The organism is Priestia sp. P5_B4, assembly GCF_056400385.1.
Map to the genome: position 1 here is coordinate 1 of NZ_JBFULJ010000500.1, position 2780 is coordinate 2780.

The 2780-nt window shown below is 37.5% G+C and carries 2 protein-coding genes and 1 pseudogene; 1 reads left to right on the forward strand and 2 read right to left on the reverse strand.

What is annotated here, in order from left to right:
* The coding region (locus AC1DRF_RS21950) for a sensor histidine kinase (protein ID WP_477741695.1) at nt 1-936 on the forward strand (936 nt) is incomplete at its 5' end.
* Between the two features lie 236 nt (nt 937-1172).
* Here AC1DRF_RS21950 and AC1DRF_RS21955 read toward each other — a convergent pair.
* Nucleotides 1173-2039 carry an alpha/beta fold hydrolase gene (locus tag AC1DRF_RS21955; protein ID WP_255255678.1) on the reverse strand — a complete coding sequence of 289 codons (867 nt, stop codon included), beginning with the start codon at nt 2037-2039 and terminating at the stop codon, nt 1173-1175.
* A 287-nt stretch (nt 2040-2326) separates the two neighbouring features.
* Nucleotides 2327-2780, reverse strand: a pseudogene (locus AC1DRF_RS21960) (hypothetical protein); the annotation flags it as partial.

Sequence of the window (2780 nt, forward strand, 5' to 3'; positions counted from 1 at the left end):
TCTCTAGCCAGTCCGTTTCTTTATTTTTATTTGTTTGCTTATTTATTTGGAAGACGATTTAGCAAAAAAATTGAACGGCCTTTTAACGAGCTGATGACCGCCGCAAAGAATATTCAACATAATAATTTGGACTTTTCGCTGTCCGTCACTCAAGACGCCAAAGAATTAAGTCAGCTGCTGCATGCCTTTGAAGAAATGCGAAAAGAATTAAAGCAATCGCTAGCTAAACAGTGGCAGCTAGAAGAAGACCGTAAAGATATGACGGCTGCGATTGCGCATGATTTACGAACGCCTCTTACAATTATTCACGGTCATACCGAAATTTTAGTAGAAGGAAGCAAAAAGGACCCGGAGAGGCTTAATCGATATTTACATACGATCTACACGAATACACTTCGTTCTATTCAACTATTAAATCAGCTGCAAGAAGTATCAGTCATAGAAAATCCAGGCTTTGCCGTAAAGAGTGAGCCTATTGATATCAACACATTTGTTCATGAGAAAGCAGACGAATTTCAGCTTTTATGTCAAAAAAAAGAGATTACATTTATATCTTCGATTAATGAAGTAGACGGATCAAATCAATTTTACGGAGATCCCCAGCGCATTTCTCAAGTGTTAGATAATATCATCACAAACTGTATTCGCTACACGCCTGAACGAGGAGAGATAGCTTGGAATACCGTGATTCATCACAACGAAGTAATCTTTGAAATACATGATACGGGTCCTGGGTTTACACTATCCAACAAAGAACAGCTGTTTAAAAAGTTTTACAGAGAAGATGCGTCGAGAACAAGCGGCCACGGAAACTTAGGGCTAGGTCTTTATATTGCTCATTCCATTGTGAAAAACCACGGGGGAAGCATCACGGCCGATAATAAGGAGACGGGAGGAGCAGTGTTTAAGATTGTTCTTCCAATGGGAAAGAAGTAAACGCGTAAAAAAAAGAACCCTCAAAAAAGAGAGTTCAAAAAAGGGTAAGTAAGAAAGAAATGTACATGTTCCTTTGGGGGACTGCATCTGTACAGTAAAATTTATACCCCATGTACACTTGTTGAAACGTTGAAAAATAATCTAATAATAGAAATGAATAGTTGATAATATGCTTTATAATTTATAAAAAAGACTGCAAAGCGGCTGTATACCGTATCCTGCAGTCTTTCTCTAGTTTATTTGCTTAAAAATTCTCTCATAAATTCATTCACTTTTTCTGGCTGCTCATGCTGAGGCGCATGTCCCACACCGTCTAAGCGGTGAATCGTTACGTTTGGAACGTACTCTTCAATACCATCTAAATTACTGTTTTCAAACGCTTCGTCCGCATTTCCCCATACAATTAAAGTCGGAGACTGAAATACTTTATGCGGCAATGCTACGGGTTTATGAACACGCTCTTCAAATGGGTAAAGAGAAGACGCACGATAGTAGTTAAGCATGGATTTCATTGCATTTGGCTGATTCCAGGCCTCTACATATTTAGCTTCTTCTTCTTTAGTTAAATAGCCTTTTTTAATGCCGGGCTCCGTCAGCATATTTCTTAGCTTTTCACTATTATTGGCGAGTAGCTCATCTTGAGAATTTGGCTGTTGGAAAAAGCTCATATAGCTGCTTGCTTCTCGTTGAGCAGGATTTTCAGCAAGTTCTCTTATAAATGTGTAAGGGTGCGGTGCATCAAACATCACTAACTTTTTGACATACTGCGGATATGTATAAGCAAATGCCCATGCAACAGCGCCGCCCCAATCGTGTGCCACTAACACACATTCTTTTTCACCAAACGCTTCAATCAACTGTTTTACATCTTCCATGAGAAGGGGCATGCTGTAAGAAGAAATTTCTTCTGGCTTATCTGATAAGTTATAGCCTCGCATATCTACAGCTACCACGCGGTAATCTTTCGAAAACTCTTCTAACTGATGGTGCCACGTATACCAAAAGTAAGGGAATCCGTGTAAAAACAGCATAAGCTCGCCTTCACCTTTTGTCACGTAATGGAGGTTTACATTATTCACTTTTACATAACCGTCTTTAAACATGTTACTCATCCTTTCGCTTTTACTCTTTATTATAGAAAAACTTTACTCTTTATTAGTTGATGTATCAAATAATAAGGTTTCTTTACGCGATAAATGAGCTATAAAGCTCTTTTAAAACCCTTATTTTGGTTATTGTTTGTGAAATATAACACCGATATCCCCAGGTTATATGTGATGCTTCGCTTGACTTAGAAAAAGCGAATATGTACAAAACGTAAGGAGTAAAAACTTGAGCTTGTAATGAATACAGCAAAAAAGCTCTCTAAAAGTACTTTTAGAGAGCTTTTCTAAAAATCACCGGCCTTGGCGATTCCTAAATTAGATTCAAAGTCGGTAATGTACACACAGGCATTGGTATACTTTTCAGATGCTTTATAGCTGAATTCTCTACTTACACTATAATCTTCACCTATAGGTTTATAAGCTTGAATAGATTTAATTTGGTTGTCTAAAGACAAATCAAAATTATGAGTGGCTTTTTTTAATTGTTCGAGCTGCAGCTTGGTGAAACTATCGCGATGCCTTTGGATTTCGTCTTGCATGAGCTCTATTTTATATTTAGATACGGTGTTAATATGATCAATCGCAGGCCCCACATCTTTTTTTATTTGTGCTTCAGAAGAATGGAAGTATTTATCATTAAATGAATCTGACACGTTATTGCTTTTTTCTGAAATTTTTGTTGCATCTATAACGTCATGCACATTGTTCATGAGCGTAACTTCATAGATAGTCTTGCTT

Coding starts and splice junctions, on each gene's coding strand:
- AC1DRF_RS21955 (WP_255255678.1), bottom strand. CDS start 2,039: ATGTTTAAAGACGGTTATGTAAAAGTGAATAATGTAAACCTCCATTAC.